Source organism: Flavobacterium sp. ST-158 (assembly GCF_058309975.1).
Genome location: NZ_JBZEEN010000004.1, coordinates 188,316 through 204,693 on the forward strand (window position 1 = coordinate 188,316; position 16,378 = coordinate 204,693).

Genomic DNA, 16,378 nt, shown 5'->3' on the forward strand with positions numbered 1-16,378 from the left:
CATTTTATAGCTATATTTGCTAAGCTGGTAAAAGACTGATACTAGCAAAATGATTACAAATTGAGTAGATGAAATTTGCCATAATAACCCATGTTGTTCATTCCCATAGCAAGAATCAATATTTTGCTTATACACCCTATGTACGGGAGATGAACATTTGGTTAAAATATGTTGATAAGCTAATAGTAGTAGCCCCAATAATAGTTCATAAGGAACCAACAGCAATTGAAAGCTCCTATGAACATCAGAATATTGATTTTAGAAGAGTTCCAAATTTCAACATAACCAGCTTTAGAAACGGATGCATAGCGGTTTGTAAATTTCCTAAAATTGGCCTAACAATTTTCAAAGCCATGCAACAGGCAGACCACATTCACCTGCGTTGTCCTGGGAATATTGGTTTATTGGCTTGTTTGCTTCAAATACTATTCCCTTCTAAACCTAAAACGGCCAAATATGCTGGAAATTGGGATCCTAAAGCTCCACAACCTTGGACTTATCGCTTGCAAAAATGGATATTGAAGAATACTTTTCTAACTAAAAACATGCAGGTTTTAGCCTATGGCCAATGGCCCAAACCATCTAAGAATATCAAAACTTTTTATACCGCTACTTATTCTGAAACAGAAAGAACAGCCATTCCTAAAACCATAACTTCTGATACAAAAATAAAATTCTTGTTCGTGGGGAGTTTGGTACAGGGTAAAAATCCGAGCTATGCCATTCAATTATTGGAACAACTCAAAACAAGCAATTCCAATGTAGTCTTGGATGTTTATGGAGAAGGAATACTGAGACAAGATTTAGAAAAATATATTCAGGTAAATAAACTTAGTAACGATGTTGTTTTACATGGAAATCAAAATCAGGAAATACTAAAAAAAGCCTATCAACAAAGTCATTTTGTAGTTTTGCCATCAGCCAGTGAAGGTTGGCCGAAGGCTATTGCGGAAGGGATGTTTTGGGGTTGCGTGCCTATCGCTACAGCCGTTTCCTGTGTACCTAATATGCTTGACTATGGCAATCGGGGGCTATTATTACAAATGGATCTGGACAGAGATACAGCTGCAATACAAACATTAATAACTAATACTGAAGATTATCAAAATAAAAGTACCGAAGCGATAAATTGGTCTCGGAAATATACTGTAGAGCGTTTTGAAACGGATATTCAAAAATTACTAAAACCATGAGAGTCTTGCAACTGATAGATTCCCTGGAAGCAGGTGGCGCCGAGCGCATGGCGGTGAATTACGCCAATGCACTGGCGGTTGAAATTGAATTTTCGGCTTTGGTAGCCACTAGAAAAGAAGGGATTTTGAAAAATCAATTGCTGGAAAATGTAGATTATTTATTTCTCGATAAAAGAAAAACGCTGGATTGGAAAGCAGTGGCAAAACTTCGGGAGTATATGTTAAAACAGCAGCTCAGCATTATACACGCGCACAGTTCTTCTTTCTTTTTAGCTGTTGTAGTAAAACTGACTTTGCCAAGTATTAAAATCATTTGGCATGATCATTATGGCAATAGTGAATTTCTGGAAGAAAGACCCAAATACATTTTGCAATTGGCATCCTTTTTTTTCAACGGAATAATTGCGGTAAATGAAAAATTGAAAAGTTGGGACTTAGCTTCTTTGCGTTGTGAAAACGGTATTTATTTAGCTAATTTTGCTGGGCATGAAAAGCAAATGAAATTACAAACTCAATTGCATGGTCAGGAAGGGAAAAGGATTGTTTGTTTAGCTAATTTGCGTCCACAAAAGAATCATTTCTTATTATTAGATGTGGCTTCTAAATTAAAAGTGTCCCACCCGGATTGGAGTTTTCATTTGGTAGGGAAGGATTTTCTGGATAATTATTCCCAACAATTGAAGGCCTGTATCCAACATCAGCAATTAAAAAATCAGGTATTCTGGTATGATTCCTGTACTAATGTAGCAGCAGTTTTAGAGCAAGCACAAATTGGAATTTTAACTTCTAATTCAGAGGGGTTGCCAGTAGCGCTTTTAGAATATGCTTTACATAAAAAAGCTGTTGTTGTAACAGCTGTAGGTCAAGTAGGGGATATTATAGAGGATAATCTAAATGGTTTTATAGTGCCATCAAATGCTAAAGAATTGTTTTATCAAAGACTGGTTGAACTAATAGAAGATAAAGCTCTCCAAGAAAATTTTGCTGAAAAATTGCATCAAAAGCTAATGGCCCAATTTGCATCAGCTTCCATTATAAAAAAATACATGCATTGGATAAGAACAACAATCGTACATGAATAAATCCGAAATTAATTATATTAGTCTATTGCTGCTTCATGTTGGTATAGCCTTCGTGATTTTTTACATTCCTTTTTTGTCTAAAATATATGCACTCGCAATTGCTATATTGGGAGGCTATTATATTATCTCGAACAACAATCGAAATAATGAAGTGCTCTATGTTTCGGCTTATCTTATTGGAGTCGAAGTTTTTTTAAGAATGACTGGTGGGAATCTGAACAATGAATATGTCAAGACAGTAGTGTCATTGTTAATGTTATTGGGTTTTGTATTGAGTGGTTTTTCTAAAAGTAGTATTGTGTATTGGTTTTATTTTTTGTTACTCATACCCGGAATGTTGGTGACCATGAGTAATCAGGATTTGGACGTAGAAATTCGTAAAGCCATAACTTTTAATATTTCAGGTCCTGTTTGTTTAGGATTATCAGCCTTATATTGTTATCAGCGTCAAGTTACTTTTAGTCAATTGCAAAATATAGTAGTCTTTTTTGGATTGCCCATTATTAGTACTTTAGTTTACTTGATTTTGTATCATCCCTCAGTTAGAGATGTAGTTACGGGCACCCAATCTAATTTTGCCACCTCGGGAGGTTTTGGTCCCAATCAAGTATCCACCGTTTTAGGCTTGGGAATGTTTGTCTTTTTCTGTCAGTTTGTTTTTATATCAAAATCAAGGAATATGACTATTTTAAATGGTTTTCTATTTGTTTTTGCAAGTTATCGAGCGCTGGTTACTTTTTCAAGGGGAGGAGTAATTACGGGCTTTGCTATGATAGTTTTTGTACTTATTGCTGCCTATTTATTTAGTAATGGCTCAGGAAAAAGAAAAGTGAAATGGATTATCATTCTTAGTGGTATTATGGTGTTGAGTATTTGGAGTTATAGTGTTATTCAAACAGATGGTTTGATATCCAAACGCTATGCCAATCAGGATGCTGCTGGTCGTGAAAAAAGTGATCGTTTGGGGGGGAGAGAAGCAGTATTAGGAACCGAATTGGATCTTTTTAAGGAGAATCCTATTATGGGGGTTGGTATAGGAATGGGAAAATCCTATCGCGAACAAATGCTGGGACAAGAAGTAGCTTCGCATAACGAAATTACCCGTTTGTTAGCGGAACATGGAATGTTTGGTGTGATTATTTTATTGATATTGTTTGGTACTCCTGTAATTCTCTATCTGAATAATTATCAAAATATTTATTTCTTTTCCTTTTATATTTTTTGGTTGTTGACCATCAATCATGCTGCTATGCGTCTGGCAGCTCCTGCTTTTTTATATGCTTTAACTTTATTGAAGGTTCAGATTAACCCCGTTCCTAAAGCTGTTAATTAATTTGAATTGGGCTTTTAAAAGTTGTTTGTTAGTATTTAAACTGAAATTCAGGTTGTTGAAAGAGTATATTTTAACATTTGTAAATAGTTTGTAAACTTCGTAAAGAATTAGGGCTTAAAACACATTTTAAGTTGAATTTTTTCACTATTAGAACTATATTGCTAACAAAAAATAGAATGCCAAAAAGTAAAATACATTTTGAGATTTCTGAAAGAAAAATGATTCTGCATCTCGTAGATGTCATTAGCATTCTATTGGCTTTGTACATCGTTGGTCATTTTTTTGAATTAACTTATTTAATAGCTTCAGTATCAAATTTTGTAAACGCGCTAGTTTTAATCCTATATCTAAAAGTAATAGGGACTATTTTTGAACTCTATAATCTTCAGGTGGCTAGTAATGAATTTCAAATTATCAGGAGTGCAATATTGACGGTTACTACAACTGTTTTAGCCTATTTTTTAACACCTGTTTATTCTCCGGAATTACCTAGTAACCGACTTCAAATTCTTACCTTTTTATTGGTTGTTTTCTTTTCATTGATTTTGTGGCGGGTATTTTATGTCCGGTTTTTAGCCTCAAATCGTTTCCTGCAAAATGCTTTATTGGTATGCGATGAAGAACAATTGGATGAATTGATTTCAGGATTAGAAAATATAGACCCTCATTATAAAATTGTCGCTTTTGTTAGTGATTTCAAACAAAGAAATGCTGATGAAACTTTTCATTCTTATGTAAAACGTGTTGCTACAGTGGATTTGATAACTTTTGTAAAAGAAAATCACATCACCGAAATTGTGGTAGCTACTCAAAAAACAGATCGTATTACTGCCGAATTGTACCAACAATTATTGAAATTGTTAGAATCAGGAAAGCTAATTAGAGAATATTCGCAAGTGTATGAGGCTAAGACGCAACGCCTTCCCGTACAGTATGTAGAACGTGATTTTTATCGTTTTTTTCCTTTTAGTCGAAGCAATCAAAACCGTTTGTATTTATGGATAGTTCGAATATTGGAAATCTTCATTTCTATACTTGGTCTAGTAATTACAATGTTATTGATTCCGTTTATCTTTTTAATCAATTTAATAGCTAATAGAGGAAGTTTGTTCTATACCCAAGAACGTGTGGGTAAAGACGGAAAACGGTTCAAGATTTTAAAGTTTAGAACAATGATTGAGCAAGCTGAATCGGAAACTGCTGTTTTTACCACTGTAAATGATAACCGAATTACCGCTTTTGGAAAGTTTATGCGAAAAACAAGAATGGATGAATTTCCTCAGTTTCTAAATATTTTAAAAGGCGATATGGCAGTTATTGGTCCACGTCCGGAGCGACCTTTTTTTGTAAAAGAAATTGCCGAAATAATGCCTTTTTATGAAACAAGGCATATTATAAAACCAGGTCTTACGGGTTGGGCTCAGGTCAATTATTCTTACGGAGAAACAATAGAGGATAGTTTGATTAAACTACAATACGATTTGTATTACATCAAGCACCGAAGTTTTTATTTAGATTTTAATATATCCTTAAAAACCATCACTACCATTTTGTTTTACAGAGGGCAATAAGCTTTTTAAATAATAATTGGAATTGCTTTTTTGTTCTTTAAAGCTATCTGAATTAAGAAGTAAATGGAGCTTAGTATCAAAGGCAATACGATTAACAAATGTGTTTTATTGATTAATACCACTAAATATACCAATAGACAAAACAGATTGAATAGGCTTAAACGATAGGACCAAAGGCTGTTTTTCTTGATGCAAAAAACAGCTAAAATCAATAATGTTGGATTAAATAAAAGCGTGTTGTAATTGTTAGCTAATTCCAAATGATTGGAATAAAACCCCATGAATAGGAAGAACAATCCTAATAGTCCCATTGTAGAAAAATAAAAATAATGGGTTCTTTTTTTATTCCAAATTACTAATAATGCAATGATTATCAGGTACGAATAAATGTTGTTCCACCAAGAAGTTGGATGTGTTTCCTCAAAATGTAAAATGTTTTTGTTTTTAGCTACCAGAGGCTGATTTTTATACTGAATGAGTGGTAAACTTTTTTGTAATTCTAAAGGTAAAAAGAGATGGGTGCCTAGTTGGTCTACCTTTGAACCAAAAATAATACTGGTTCCTAATTTTTCATAAAAATGATAATCAAAATAAGGGTATAAAATGCTTCGGTAAGTCAAGTTGGTGTCTGCTTTTTTAGTGATAACAGTACTTCCCAGTGTTTTGTTGATAATGTCAACTACCATTGAAGTACAGTTTTTGTCAATGAATTTATAAGTATAATGACTGTCACCTGAGGCTAATGAAGTATTTAGATTTTCAAAAAGTTGTTGTTTCAGTTCAAGAGGAATGTTGAGTTCTTGTTCATCAACCGAACGCTGTTCGTAAGCATATTGGTTAATAAAATCGGTATAGCGATTCACAACCGCAAAATATTGAAGGTCTCCTTTAGCAAATTTTGGAACAAAATTAGGTGTGTTAAAATCAAATGCACCATAATTATACACTGCATCCACAAAATTAGCATTGTCTTTAATTCGAATTGCGGTATGACCAAAAAGGGAATAGGATTCGTTGCCAAGTCCACAAGTAATCACACTTACTGTAGCCTCTTTGGATAATTGAATGTTTTGTGCCCAAATAGCATTGAAAAAACTAAGAAAGAATAAAAGAAATGCCGTTTTTTTTAATTGGAAAATATGCGCCATAGTGATTGTCTTTGCTTTTTTTTCAAAAGTATCATTTTTTAACGAGCTAATTTCTTTCTTGTTTTAAATAAATAGTGAATAAATGATGTTGTTGAAAATTGATGTTCTTGAAAAGCGTACATAATGCGGAATTATCTTAAATTTGCTAAGCTATTCTTAAAATCAAATAGAAAATGAATATTAAAAAACACGTCCCTAACAGCATTACCCTACTGAATCTATTTTGCGGTTGTATTGCCATGGTTTTTGTAAGCAATCAAGATTTTGAAATAGCTTTCTTCTTTGTGTTTTTGGGAATTTTCTTTGATTTTTTTGATGGTTTTTTTGCCCGTTTGTTTAAAGTTACGGGCGAATTAGGTTTGCAATTGGATTCTCTGGCTGATATGGTAACTAGTGGAGTGGTTCCTGGTTATGTGATGTATTTTTTATTATTGAATAGTCAACACGAAATTTCAAACTGTCTTTATATGCCTTTTTTAGGTTTTGTCATTACTATGGGATCTTGTTATCGCTTGGCATTTTTTAATATCGATACGCGTCAATCGGAATCGTTTATAGGTTTGCCAACTCCGGCTAATTCATTATTTATTCTAAGTTTGCCTTTGGTAATTAAATATTCTGATTCTTTATTTGTTTTAGAATTATTAAGCAGTCAGTGGTTTTTGTTAGTGATTACAGCTTTTAGTGCTTATATCTTAAATGCCGAAATTCCTTTGTTTTCCTTGAAAATCAAGAAGTTTACTTTAAAAGATAATTTGCTTCAAATTATTTTCTTGACTCTTTCAGTTCTATTGCTTGTGTTTTTTCAATATGCAGGAGTTCCAATGGTTATTGTTAGTTATGTGTTGTTGTCGGTTGTGAATAATAGGTTTTCTATAGATGGCAAAACAAAATAATCGTCGGCGTCCTGTTTCTCGAAAATCCTCAAAAAAGATTTCCATATTTCGGAAAAAAGTTATCCAAGGCTTAATTATCGTTTTTGTTTCTTTAGTTTTTTTAGGAATTGCGTATCATTATCGAAATGGATTAGCTTATTATTTGAGTTTTAAAACCGATAAGATTTTGGATAAAGCCGCGAGGGAAAAACAAATTTCCGATGTTCGTAATTATCAGGTTTTAGAGAAAAATGAAGTCAAAGCTATTGGTATTGATGTTTCTGAATACCAAGATGAAATAGAATGGAGTGAAGTAAAAACTTTAGATAATGATTATAAAATTTCCTTTGTTTTTATACGCGCTACTGTAGGTGATGATCGATTGGATAAACGATTTGAAGAAAATTGGCTCAAGGCCAAAGAAAATCACATGGTTCGAGGTGCTTATCATTATTATCGCCCCAATGAAAATTCATTGGAACAAGCCGAGCTTTTTATCAAAACCGTTCGTTTAGAAAAAGGCGATTTGCCTCCAGTTCTGGATATCGAGCGATTGCCCGAAAATCAGTCTATTGAACGTTTGAAAATTGGTCTTAGACGTTGGTTAATTGCAGTCGAGGAACATTATAAAGTAAAACCTATAATCTATACCGGAGAGCGTTATTATGATGATTTCTTAAAAAAAGAATTCTCTGATTATTTGTTTTGGATAGCCAATTATAATTTTTACAGAGAAAAAATGGAGGAAGATTGGCTTTTCTGGCAATTTACTGAAAAAGCATCTGTGTTAGGAATAAAAGGCAATGTAGATGTGAACATTTTTAATGGCGATTTGCAGCAACTGCAATATATTACAAAAGAATAGTAGATTCAGATTTCAGATTTCAGATTTCAGATTTCAGATTAAGAATGATAAACATCCTGTCTGTGTGCTGTTTTCTGTTTTCTGAATTCTTTTTTCTTTCTTCTAAAACTCCAGTTTCTTTTTTCTTAATTCGAAGTTTTGTCCTAGATAGACTCTTCGTACCATTTCGTCTTCTACTAATTCTTCTGGTTTTCCAGCTTTAAGTATTCCACCTTCAAACATTAAATAAGTTTTATCGGTGATAGCAAGGGTTTCTTGAACGTTGTGATCGGTAATTAAAATTCCGATATTTTTGTTCTTCAATTGGGCTACAATTCGTTGAATGTCTTCTACAGCCACAGGATCTACTCCTGCAAAAGGTTCATCAAGTAAAATAAATTTTGGATCGGTAGCCAGACAACGCGCAATTTCGGTTCTTCTACGTTCTCCTCCTGATAGTAAATCGCCTCGATTGGTTCTAATGTGTTCCAAACTAAACTCGGCAATCAGGCTTTCCATTTTAGCAATTTGCGCTTCTTTTGAAAGTTGAGTCAATTGCAAAACACTCAAAATATTGTCTTCAATACTAAGTTTTCTAAATACAGAAGCTTCTTGTGCTAGATAACCAATTCCTTGCTGAGCTCTCTTGTACATTGGAAAATGAGTAATATCAGTGTCGTCAAGGTAGATGTTTCCGGTATTTGGTTTGACCAATCCAACAATCATGTAGAAAGAAGTGGTTTTTCCGGCGCCATTAGGGCCTAGTAATCCAACAATTTCTCCTTGATTTACTTCTACCGAAATACCTTTTACAACACTTCTTTTTTTGTATGTTTTTACTAAATTATTGGCTCTTAAAATCATCTTATGCTTGGGTTTTAACTAACTGTATAACTGCTTCTTCGACAAATTAACGAATATCCTAATAAACAAATAGAGGTATTAACAATTAATTATTGTTTTTCTTTTTTGGATACAAAAACAGAAATAAAAATACTGGCTTCGTAAATTAAAAGCATCGGAATCGCTACTATGGTTTGGCTCACTACATCTGGAGGGGTAACAATAGCGGCTATAATTAATACAATTACTATGGCATATTTTCTATATTTTCTTAAAAAGGCGGGAGTAACCAGCCCTAATTTGGTAAGAAAATAGATAATTATAGGTAATTCAAAAAACAGACCACTGGCTATTATGGAGGTTTTTACCATCCCAATATAAGAATCCAAGGTGAATTGATTGATTACAGTAGGGCTAATGGTGAAAGTGGCTACGAAATTAACAGACATTGGGATTACTACGTAATAGCCAAAAATTACACCTAAAAAGAATAATAAAGAAGAAAAGAAGATAAATATTTTAGCATTCTTTTTTTCATTATTATATAGAGCAGGGCTGATAAATTTCCAAACTTCCCATAAAATATAAGGGAAACTCAATATGAAGCCAAAAAGTACACACATCCAAATGAATACATTGACCTGACCTTCCATTTCGGTATTTTGAATGATAAAAGGCATTTCGGTAATGCAGATGCTATCGGCAAAACCTAGGCTATGTGATAGTTCGCAAAAATAAACATACGTAAAAAAGCTAGGTCTTGTAGGGCCAAAAATGATCGTATCAAATAGATAGTCACTTATAAAATAAGTCAAAATTGCCATTGTAATTACAGCAATAGTACTTCGAACTAATAACCATCTTAAATCTTCAAGATGATCTAAAAACGACATCTCGTTTGTGTTTTTTTTTGCCATTATAGAATTCCTTCTTTTAATATGTCATGTAAATGTAAGACTCCTTTGTATTCATCATTGTCAATAACAATGAGTTGGGTAATGGAGTGGTTTTCCAAAATTTGTAAAGCATCAATAGCCATGGTCTCTGATGAGGTTGATTTTGGATTTTTAGTCATAATGTCTTTCGCAGTCAAATCAGTAAATGTATCTCGGTCGTTTAACATTCTACGAATATCGCCATCGGTAATAATTCCAACTACTTTGTCGTTTTCTATTACGGCTGTCACCCCAAGTCTTTTCTCAGAAATTTCAAAAATAACTTTTTTAATAGCAGTATCTGGACTAACAGTTGGTTTCTGACTGTGTTCAATCATATCTTTCACTCTTAGTAATAGTTTTTTGCCTAAAGCACCTCCTGGATGGTATTTGGCAAAATCTTCGGCCTTAAAATCACGCATTTCCATCAAGCAAATAGCAAGTGCATCTCCCATAACTAATTGAGCCGTGGTGCTGTTTGTAGGAGCTAAGTTAATAGGACAGGCTTCAGCATCAACAGTGGTGTTTAGAACATAATCGGATCCTTTTGCAAGAGCAGAACTACTGTTTCCACTAATTGCTATTAACGGATTTCCATCTCTTTTTAATAATGGAATAAGCGCTTTGATTTCAGGACTGTTTCCGCTTTTAGAAATGCAAATGATGACATCGTCTTTTTGAATCATTCCTAAATCGCCATGAATGGCTTCGGCAGCGTGAAGAAACATCGAAGGTGTTCCGGTAGAGTTGAAGGTGGCTACCATTTTTTGACCAATAATAGCGCTTTTCCCAATCCCAGTAACCACTAATCGGCCTTTGGATTGAAAGATAATTTCTACAGCTTTTGAGAAGTTTTCATCTAAGTAATTTATAAGCTTTACAATGGCTTCACTTTCAGATAATATGGTTTTTTTGGCAATGGCCAATATGTTTTCTTTGGATATCAAAACAGAATGTTTAAAATTTGCGTGTGTAAAAGAAATTTGTATCTTTATGTGATGCAAATTTATACAAAATACCAGATAATAAAGAATGAATTCAAACGAAATTGATATCCATAAAGAATTAAAGAAATATTTTGGCTTTAGTCAATTTAAGGGATTACAAGAGCAAGTGATTACGAGCTTAATGAAGAAGCAAAATACATTTGTGATAATGCCTACAGGTGGAGGGAAATCGTTGTGTTATCAACTACCTGCTTTAATTCAAGAAGGAACTGCGGTAGTAGTTTCTCCATTAATTGCTTTAATGAAAAATCAAGTTGATGCAATTCGAAGTTTGTCTTCTGAAAATGGCATCGCTCATGTTTTAAATTCTTCACTTACCAAAACCGAAACAGCTCAGGTAAAAAAAGACATCACTTCAGGACTAACTAAATTGCTTTATGTAGCTCCTGAATCCTTGACTAAAGAGGAAAATGTTACTTTTTTAAAAAGTGTTACTATTTCTTTTGTTGCAATAGACGAGGCGCATTGTATCTCAGAATGGGGACATGATTTTAGACCAGAATATCGAAATCTAAAAAATATAATCAAACAATTAGGTAATGTTCCAGTTATAGGACTCACCGCAACAGCTACTCCTAAAGTGCAAGAGGACATTTTGAAAAATTTAGAAATGTCTAATGCGGTTACTTTTAAAGCATCTTTTAACAGACCGAATTTGTATTATGAAGTACGGACGAAGACTAAAAACGTGGAATCGGATATTATTCGTTTTATTCGTCAGCATAAAGGTAAATCAGGGGTTATTTATTGTTTGAGTCGCAAAAAAGTAGAAGCCATTGCCGAGGTATTAAAAGTCAATGGTATAAGCGCGGTTCCTTATCACGCTGGACTGGATGCTAAAACCAGAGCCAAACATCAGGACATGTTTTTGATGGAAGATGTAGAAGTGGTGGTGGCTACGATTGCCTTCGGAATGGGAATTGATAAACCAGACGTTCGATTCGTAATTCATCATGATATTCCTAAATCATTAGAAAGTTATTATCAGGAAACAGGACGTGCAGGACGTGATGGTGGCGAGGGACATTGTCTTGCTTATTATTCTTATAAAGATGTAGAGAAATTAGAAAAATTTATGTCAGGTAAACCAGTTGCCGAGCAGGAAATTGGTTTTGCTTTGTTACAAGAAGTAGTGGCTTATGCAGAGACGTCTATGTCCCGAAGAAAATTTTTACTGCATTATTTTGGGGAAGAATTTGATAGCGAAACTGGAGAGGGAGCTGATATGGATGATAATGTCAGAAATCCAAAAACCAAAGTTGAGGCGAAAGATGAAGTGGTTAAGCTCTTGGAAGTAGTTCGTGATACCAAACATTTATATAAGTCTAAAGAAATTGTTTTTACCTTAATAGGGCGTGTTAATGCTGTTATAAAAGCGCACCGTACCGATTCGCAATCTTTTTTTGGTTGTGGGGTAAAACATGACGAAAAATACTGGATGGCTTTGTTAAGGCAAGTTTTAGTAGAAGGCTTTCTGTCAAAAGATATTGAGACTTATGGTATTGTAAAAATCACCCAGAAAGGGTTGGATTTTATTGCTAATCCAACTTCATTTATGATGTCAGAAGATCATGAATACAGTGATGCGGAAGACGAAGCGATAGTAACTGCAGCTAAATCTGCTGGTACTGCCGATGAAGCCTTGATGGAAATGTTGCGTGACTTACGTAAAAAAGTAGCTAAAAAATTAGGGGTACCTCCTTTTGTGGTTTTTCAGGAGCCTTCATTAGAAGATATGGCTTTGAAGTATCCAATTTCTCAAGCTGAGTTGATTAATATTCATGGTGTTGGGGAAGGAAAAGCTAAAAAATATGGTGCCGAATTCATTGCTTTAATCAATAGGTATGTTGAAGATAATGACATTATAAGACCAGATGATCTGGTTGTTAAATCTACTGGGACTAATTCGGCTAATAAGTTATATATTATTCAAAATATTGACAGAAAATTATCTTTAGATGATATTGCTAAGGCAAAAGGCTTAACAATGGATGCGCTGATTAAGGAAATGGAGCAAATTGTATATTCGGGAACTAAATTGAATATTAAGTACTGGATTGATGATATGCTTGATGAAGATCAGCAGGAAGAAATTCATGACTATTTCATGGAATCCAAAACCGATAAAATAGAAGAAGCCTTAAAAGAATTTGAAGGAGATTACGATATTGACGAATTGCGATTAATGCGTATCAAATTTATCAGTGAAGTAGCAAATTAGATTTATATTGCGGTCTTAAAATTTTAGATTTCAGATTAATTCCTTTTAATAAAGTGTTAATCTGATTTTTTTTGCCTTCTGCTTTCTAAAATCTGCGCTCTATTCGGTAAAAAGTTCCCCACGATGTGGTTTTAAGGCATCTCTTACCTGGATCATATTTTCATCAGTAACTACCATGAAAGCTATGGCTTGCATTTCGCCATGTACCTCAAATCCGGTAATGTTTAAAGGAAGTTTCTCTATCGCAATATATTCTTTTAAATGTATTTCGTGGTGTTCTGCCGTTTTTGCAGCAGCAGGTCCGCGGAAATCCCAAATCAATTTTATTTTTCTAGACATTTTTTATGGTAATAGTTTCAATTTAGCAAAGGTACAAAGTCTATTTTGAAAATGCTGTTTGTATAAGTCGACTAATTTCGGTTCAAAGTGTTATTTTTGCAACTTCTTTCATAAAAAGAAAGCTAATAGATAAATAAGATATCATGCCCAAAGAACTTTTACTTCAGGTAACTCCAGAAATTGCTGCAAATGAATTGTTGCTTAAAGACTATTTGTCCAAACAAATAAAAGTGATTCCGCAGGAAATTGAGCATGTTAGTATTTTAAAGCGTTCGATTGATGCACGACAAAAAGCGGTTAAAATCAATTTGAAAGTACTTATTTATCTTAAAGGAGATACTTTTCAGGAAAATATATTACAACTTCCTGATTATCCTAATGTTTCCAATGCTCAGGAAGTAATTGTGGTAGGTGCAGGACCGGCGGGACTTTTTGCAGCATTACAACTGATAGAATTGGGTTTGAAACCAATTGTTATTGAACGTGGAAAAGAAGTGCGTGGACGTCGTCGTGACTTAAAAGCAATTAATAGGGATCATATTGTAGATGAGGATTCTAATTATTGTTTTGGAGAAGGAGGAGCCGGAACCTATTCGGATGGAAAATTATATACCCGTTCTAAAAAAAGAGGCGATGTCAACCGGATTTTAGAATTATTAGTAGCTTACGGAGCTACTCCTGATATTTTAGTCGATGCACATCCGCACATTGGAACTAATAAATTGCCTAAAATTATAGAAGATATCCGTGAGAAAATTAAAGAATGTGGCGGTCAGGTCTTGTTTGAAACACGGGTAACCGATATCTTAATTAAGAATAATGAGGTAGAAGGTGTTGTTGTTCAGAACGGGGATCGAATTTTAGCCAATAAATTAATTTTGGCTACGGGGCATTCAGCTAGAGATATTTTTGAATTATTGGATAGAAAAAAAATATTTATAGAAGCAAAACCTTTTGCTTTAGGCGTAAGAGCCGAACATCCGCAATCCTTAATTGACAGCATTCAGTATAGCTGCGATTTTCGTGGAGAATTGTTGCCACCCGCGCCTTATAGTATCGTAAAGCAAGTAGGCGGTAGAGGAATGTATTCTTTTTGTATGTGCCCCGGTGGTGTTATAGCGCCTTGTGCGACAAGTCCCGGTGAAGTAGTGACTAATGGATGGTCGCCTTCTAAACGAGATCAGGCAACAGCTAATTCGGGGATTGTAGTTGAATTAAAATTAGAAGATTTTAAACCATTTGCTAAGTTTGGGGCTTTGGCAGGAATGGAATTTCAAAAAAGTATTGAACAAAAAGCATGGCATCTGGCAGGGCAGACTCAAAAAGTTCCTGCGCAAAAAATGATTGATTTTACCCAGTCTAAAGTTTCAAAAGATATTCCTAAAACATCTTATGTTCCTGGAACTACGCCAGTAGAGTTAGGACAGGTTTTTCCCGGTTTTTTAACGCAAATATTACGTGAAGGGTTTACTGCTTTTGGGAAATCCATGCGTGGCTATCTGACTAATGAGGCTATTTTACATGCTCCTGAATCGAGAACATCGTCGCCAGTAAGAATTCCAAGAGACGGAATCACATTGGAACATCTGCAAATAAAAGGGTTGTATCCCTGTGGTGAAGGAGCTGGTTATGCGGGTGGGATTATTTCGGCAGCTATTGATGGTGAAAAATGCGCTTTAAAAATTGGCGAATCTTTAAATAAAAATCCCCGAATAATTACTTAGTCGGGGATTGTGAAATTATTTCTTTTTCAATCGGTCTTTAAAAACCTTTTCAAATTTTTCTAATTTGGGTTGGATTACTAATCTACAATACGGTTTGTTTTTGTTGTATTCGTAATAATCCTGATGATAATCTTCGGCTTTGTAGAATTTTCTAAAAGGTTCTATTTTGGTTACAATTGGGTTATTGTATACTTTGTTTTTGTTTAAATCATTGATGATGTCTGTGGCTGTCTTTCTTTGTTCGTCATTTCTATAAAAAATTACCGAGCGATATTGTGTTCCTACATCTGCCCCCTGACGATTCAATGTGGTTGGGTCGTGAACGGTAAAAAACACTTTTAGAATTTCGTCTAAATTGGTTTTGCTTTTATCAAAAGTAATTTGAACTACTTCGGCATGTCCTGTTTTTCCAGTACATACTTCATCGTAACTTGGGTTAACTGTTGTTCCTCCTGAAAAACCGGAGACGACAGTTTTTACCCCGTCAAGATTTTCAAAAATAGCTTCAATGCACCAATAACAACCTCCCCCAAGAGTTATGGTTTCTGTGCTAGAAGTGTGTTTTTTATTACTATTTTGTCCTATCATGCTTATAGAAAGCAGTAAGAATATTAAAAGTGAATTTTTCATGATTCGTTTTTCTTATATATTTGAATTATTTGCTGTCAGGAATAAAATCTAATGCAATAGAGTTCATGCAATATCTTTTTCCTGTAGGAGGAGGTCCATCATCAAAAAGATGTCCTAAATGACCGCCGCATCTGCCGCAAAGCACTTCAATACGTTCCATATTGTAAGACAAATCTTTTTTGTAAATCACGCTTTTTTTGTTTTCTTGTTCAAAAAAACTAGGCCATCCACAGCTGCTGGAGAATTTTGCTGTAGAGCGAAATAGTAAATTACCGCAGGAGGCACAATAGTAAGTTCCTTTTTCATCTGTATTCCAATATTTTCCTGTAAAAGCTCTTTCTGTTTCGGCATGGCGCATGACTAAATAGACGTCTTCAGGAAGTACTTTTTTCCACTCGGAATCACTAAGTTTTAGTTTTGTAGTGTCGGTGTTAGAATAGTAAGGATTTCCGGGTTTGCTAATTTTATTATCAGGTGTTATTTTAATTTTTTCAGCGTCTTTTTTGTTTTGTCCGCAAGCGGTAAACATAAATACAGGCAATAATAAAAGCAGATTAATTAAGGTTTTTGTTTTCATCGTTTTTGTCTTTAATGTGTTTTTTGTAATTTAAATATTGCTGTGTAATGGTTTGA

The 16,378-nt window shown here is 34.2% G+C and carries 15 protein-coding genes; 8 read left to right on the top strand and 7 right to left on the bottom strand.

The features are described from left to right. Positions 1-68: 68 nt before the first annotated feature. The 4 genes from AC4FRF_RS08285 (at position 69) to AC4FRF_RS08300 (ending at position 5,179) form a co-directional block, all read left to right on the top strand. On the top strand, positions 69-1,193 hold the full coding sequence (locus AC4FRF_RS08285; RefSeq protein ID WP_491159020.1) for a glycosyltransferase family 4 protein: 1,125 nt from the start codon (positions 69-71) through the stop codon (positions 1,191-1,193). Further along, entirely contained in the window at positions 1,190-2,275 is a 1,086-nt protein-coding gene (locus AC4FRF_RS08290; RefSeq protein WP_491159021.1) for a glycosyltransferase, read from the top strand. Before AC4FRF_RS08285 ends, AC4FRF_RS08290 begins: the two co-directional genes overlap by 4 nt. Beyond that, complete coding sequence (locus tag AC4FRF_RS08295) at positions 2,268-3,608, top strand: O-antigen ligase family protein (protein WP_491159022.1); 1,341 nt, start codon at positions 2,268-2,270, stop codon at positions 3,606-3,608. The genes AC4FRF_RS08290 and AC4FRF_RS08295 overlap by 8 nt, the downstream gene beginning before the upstream one ends. A 176-nt stretch (positions 3,609-3,784) precedes the next feature. Beyond that, positions 3,785-5,179 carry an exopolysaccharide biosynthesis polyprenyl glycosylphosphotransferase gene (locus tag AC4FRF_RS08300; protein WP_491159023.1) on the top strand — a complete coding sequence of 465 codons (1,395 nt, stop codon included), beginning with the start codon at positions 3,785-3,787 and terminating at the stop codon, positions 5,177-5,179. A gap of 5 nt (positions 5,180-5,184) precedes the next feature. Here the strand turns inward: AC4FRF_RS08300 and AC4FRF_RS08305 are convergent, their stop codons facing one another. Beyond that, the gene (locus AC4FRF_RS08305; RefSeq protein ID WP_491159025.1) at positions 5,185-6,327 is read right to left on the bottom strand and encodes a lipoprotein N-acyltransferase Lnb domain-containing protein; all 1,143 of its coding nucleotides are present in this window, start codon (positions 6,325-6,327) and stop codon (positions 5,185-5,187) included. Positions 6,328-6,500: 173 nt separating this feature from the next. On the opposite strand from AC4FRF_RS08305, the gene AC4FRF_RS08310 reads away from it, so the two are divergent. Beyond that, entirely contained in the window at positions 6,501-7,223 is a 723-nt protein-coding gene (locus AC4FRF_RS08310) for a CDP-alcohol phosphatidyltransferase family protein (RefSeq protein ID WP_491159026.1), read from the top strand. Further along, positions 7,207-8,067 (top strand): glycoside hydrolase family 25 protein, encoded by an 861-nt coding sequence (locus AC4FRF_RS08315; protein WP_491159027.1) that lies wholly within the window; start codon positions 7,207-7,209, stop codon positions 8,065-8,067. The genes AC4FRF_RS08310 and AC4FRF_RS08315 overlap by 17 nt, the downstream gene beginning before the upstream one ends. A gap of 102 nt (positions 8,068-8,169) precedes the next feature. Here AC4FRF_RS08315 and lptB read toward each other — a convergent pair whose 3' ends face one another. The 3 genes from lptB to AC4FRF_RS08330 all read right to left on the bottom strand — a co-directional run bounded on the left by lptB (position 8,170) and on the right by AC4FRF_RS08330 (position 10,771). After that, positions 8,170-8,910 (bottom strand): LPS export ABC transporter ATP-binding protein, encoded by a 741-nt coding sequence (lptB, locus tag AC4FRF_RS08320; protein ID WP_491159028.1) that lies wholly within the window; start codon positions 8,908-8,910, stop codon positions 8,170-8,172. 89 nt (positions 8,911-8,999) lie between these two features. Next, positions 9,000-9,806 (bottom strand): twin-arginine translocase subunit TatC, encoded by an 807-nt coding sequence (gene tatC, locus AC4FRF_RS08325; RefSeq protein WP_491159029.1) that lies wholly within the window; start codon positions 9,804-9,806, stop codon positions 9,000-9,002. Beyond that, positions 9,806-10,771 carry a KpsF/GutQ family sugar-phosphate isomerase gene (locus AC4FRF_RS08330; RefSeq protein ID WP_491159030.1) on the bottom strand — a complete coding sequence of 322 codons (966 nt, stop codon included), beginning with the start codon at positions 10,769-10,771 and terminating at the stop codon, positions 9,806-9,808. Before AC4FRF_RS08330 ends, tatC begins: the two co-directional genes overlap by 1 nt. Before the next feature lie 85 nt (positions 10,772-10,856). Between AC4FRF_RS08330 and AC4FRF_RS08335 the strand changes: the two genes are divergently transcribed. Beyond that, positions 10,857-13,052, top strand: a complete 2,196-nt coding sequence (locus AC4FRF_RS08335) for a RecQ family ATP-dependent DNA helicase (RefSeq protein WP_491159031.1) — start codon at positions 10,857-10,859, stop codon at positions 13,050-13,052. A gap of 99 nt (positions 13,053-13,151) precedes the next feature. Here AC4FRF_RS08335 and AC4FRF_RS08340 read toward each other — a convergent pair whose 3' ends face one another. Then, positions 13,152-13,391 (bottom strand): hypothetical protein, encoded by a 240-nt coding sequence (locus AC4FRF_RS08340; RefSeq protein WP_491159032.1) that lies wholly within the window; start codon positions 13,389-13,391, stop codon positions 13,152-13,154. A 143-nt stretch (positions 13,392-13,534) separates the two neighbouring features. Between AC4FRF_RS08340 and AC4FRF_RS08345 the strand changes: the two genes are divergently transcribed. Then, positions 13,535-15,115 carry an NAD(P)/FAD-dependent oxidoreductase gene (locus AC4FRF_RS08345; RefSeq protein ID WP_491159033.1) on the top strand — a complete coding sequence of 527 codons (1,581 nt, stop codon included), beginning with the start codon at positions 13,535-13,537 and terminating at the stop codon, positions 15,113-15,115. 15 nt (positions 15,116-15,130) lie between these two features. Here the strand turns inward: AC4FRF_RS08345 and msrA are convergent, their stop codons facing one another. Both msrA and msrB read right to left on the bottom strand, forming a co-directional pair. Next, complete coding sequence (gene msrA, locus AC4FRF_RS08350; RefSeq protein WP_491159034.1) at positions 15,131-15,745, bottom strand: peptide-methionine (S)-S-oxide reductase MsrA; 615 nt, start codon at positions 15,743-15,745, stop codon at positions 15,131-15,133. A 25-nt stretch (positions 15,746-15,770) separates the two neighbouring features. Continuing rightward, the gene (gene msrB / locus AC4FRF_RS08355) at positions 15,771-16,322 is read right to left on the bottom strand and encodes a peptide-methionine (R)-S-oxide reductase MsrB (RefSeq protein WP_491159035.1); all 552 of its coding nucleotides are present in this window, start codon (positions 16,320-16,322) and stop codon (positions 15,771-15,773) included. Positions 16,323-16,378 lie beyond the last annotated feature (56 nt).

Coding starts and splice junctions, on each gene's coding strand:
- AC4FRF_RS08285 (WP_491159020.1), top strand. CDS start 69: ATGAAATTTGCCATAATAACCCATGTTGTTCATTCCCATAGCAAGAAT.
- AC4FRF_RS08290 (WP_491159021.1), top strand. CDS start 1,190: ATGAGAGTCTTGCAACTGATAGATTCCCTGGAAGCAGGTGGCGCCGAG.
- AC4FRF_RS08295 (WP_491159022.1), top strand. CDS start 2,268: ATGAATAAATCCGAAATTAATTATATTAGTCTATTGCTGCTTCATGTT.
- AC4FRF_RS08300 (WP_491159023.1), top strand. CDS start 3,785: ATGCCAAAAAGTAAAATACATTTTGAGATTTCTGAAAGAAAAATGATT.
- AC4FRF_RS08305 (WP_491159025.1), bottom strand. CDS start 6,327: ATGGCGCATATTTTCCAATTAAAAAAAACGGCATTTCTTTTATTCTTT.
- AC4FRF_RS08310 (WP_491159026.1), top strand. CDS start 6,501: ATGAATATTAAAAAACACGTCCCTAACAGCATTACCCTACTGAATCTA.
- AC4FRF_RS08315 (WP_491159027.1), top strand. CDS start 7,207: ATGGCAAAACAAAATAATCGTCGGCGTCCTGTTTCTCGAAAATCCTCA.
- lptB (WP_491159028.1), bottom strand. CDS start 8,910: ATGATTTTAAGAGCCAATAATTTAGTAAAAACATACAAAAAAAGAAGT.
- tatC (WP_491159029.1), bottom strand. CDS start 9,806: ATGGCAAAAAAAAACACAAACGAGATGTCGTTTTTAGATCATCTTGAA.
- AC4FRF_RS08335 (WP_491159031.1), top strand. CDS start 10,857: ATGAATTCAAACGAAATTGATATCCATAAAGAATTAAAGAAATATTTT.
- AC4FRF_RS08340 (WP_491159032.1), bottom strand. CDS start 13,391: ATGTCTAGAAAAATAAAATTGATTTGGGATTTCCGCGGACCTGCTGCT.
- AC4FRF_RS08345 (WP_491159033.1), top strand. CDS start 13,535: ATGCCCAAAGAACTTTTACTTCAGGTAACTCCAGAAATTGCTGCAAAT.
- msrA (WP_491159034.1), bottom strand. CDS start 15,745: ATGAAAAATTCACTTTTAATATTCTTACTGCTTTCTATAAGCATGATA.
- msrB (WP_491159035.1), bottom strand. CDS start 16,322: ATGAAAACAAAAACCTTAATTAATCTGCTTTTATTATTGCCTGTATTT.